Below are 1571 nucleotides of genomic sequence, written 5' to 3' on the forward strand. Positions count from 1 at the left end.
CCCTCGCGCGACCTCGCGGCGGCCGAGCGCTTCTACGTCGGCGGCCCATCGGCGGGCCCGCGCGACGGCATCTGTTCGGTATCAATTCGCCCAGGGCGTAGGGCAGACCTGGCGAAGAGGCCGGAATCACGGGCCCGGCAGAGTACCGTCGGATAGCGAGACCGAGCGCCGTCGGCGTTGACGGTCCACAGCACCAGGCCCCGGAACCCTGCGGGGCCCCTGGCGAAGGGGAAGCACCTCGTGGCACGCATCGGAGACGGTGGCGACCTGCTCAAGTGCTCGTTCTGCGGCAAGTCGCAGAAGCAGGTGAAGAAGCTGATCGCCGGCCCAGGCGTGTACATCTGCGACGAGTGCATCGACCTGTGCAACGAGATCATCGAGGAGGAACTCGCCGAGACCTCCGAGGTGCGCTTCGAGGAGCTCCCGAAGCCGCGCGAGATCTACGAGTTCCTGGACCAGTACGTGGTCGGCCAGGACCTCGCCAAGAAGGCGCTGTCGGTCGCCGTCTACAACCACTACAAGCGGGTCCAGGCCGGTGAGGCGGGCCGCAGCGGCGGCAACGGCCGCGAGGACGCCATCGAGCTGGCCAAGTCCAACATCCTGCTGCTGGGCCCCACCGGCTCCGGCAAGACGCTGCTGGCGCAGACCCTGGCCCGGATGCTCAACGTGCCGTTCGCCATCGCGGACGCCACCGCGCTGACCGAGGCCGGCTACGTCGGCGAGGACGTCGAGAACATCCTGCTCAAGCTGATCCAGGCGGCCGACTACGACGTCAAGAAGGCCGAGACCGGGATCATCTACATCGACGAGATCGACAAGGTCGCGCGCAAGAGCGAGAACCCGTCGATCACCCGGGACGTCTCCGGCGAGGGCGTGCAGCAGGCCCTGCTGAAGATCCTGGAGGGCACCACGGCCTCGGTGCCGCCGCAGGGCGGGCGCAAGCACCCGCACCAGGAGTTCATCCAGATCGACACCACCAACGTGCTGTTCATCGTCGGCGGCGCGTTCGCCGGCCTGGAGCGGATCATCGAGGGCCGCGCGGGTGCCAAGGGCATCGGCTTCGGCGCCAACATCCGCTCCAAGCGGGAGTCGGACGCCAGCGACCACTTCCGCCAGGTGATGCCCGAGGACCTGGTGAAGTTCGGCATGATCCCCGAGTTCATCGGCCGTCTCCCGGTGATCACCAGCGTGCACAACCTGGACCGCGAGGCGCTGCTCCAGATCCTCACCGAGCCGCGCAACGCGCTGGTCAAGCAGTACCGCAAGCTGTTCGAACTGGACGGCGTGGAGCTGGAGTTCTCCCGGGACGCGCTGGAGGCGATCGCCGACCAGGCGATCCTGCGCGGCACCGGCGCGCGCGGGCTGCGGGCCATCATGGAGGAGGTGCTGATGTCCGTGATGTACGAGGTTCCCTCGCGCCAGGACGTCGCCCGCGTGGTGGTCACCGGCGACGTGGTCTCCAAGCACGCCATCCCCACCCTGGTGCCGCGCGACATGATCAAGCGCGAGCGCCGGGAGAAGAGCGCCTGACCCGAGGCCTCCGCGACACGGGAGGGGCCCCGCACCGGATC

1 protein-coding gene is annotated in these 1571 nt (G+C 68.6%); it reads left to right on the forward strand.

Annotated elements, in window-relative coordinates; translation table 11 throughout:
* The first annotated feature begins 240 nt into the window (after positions 1-240).
* Complete coding sequence (gene clpX, locus ACIQOV_RS40820; RefSeq protein ID WP_045696864.1) at positions 241-1530, forward strand: ATP-dependent Clp protease ATP-binding subunit ClpX; 1290 nt, start codon at positions 241-243, stop codon at positions 1528-1530.
* The last annotated feature ends 41 nt before the right edge of the window (positions 1531-1571 follow it).

This window comes from Kitasatospora sp. NPDC091257 (genome assembly GCF_044757675.1).
GTDB classification, from domain to species: Bacteria; Actinomycetota; Actinomycetes; order Streptomycetales; family Streptomycetaceae; genus Kitasatospora; species Kitasatospora lactacystinica.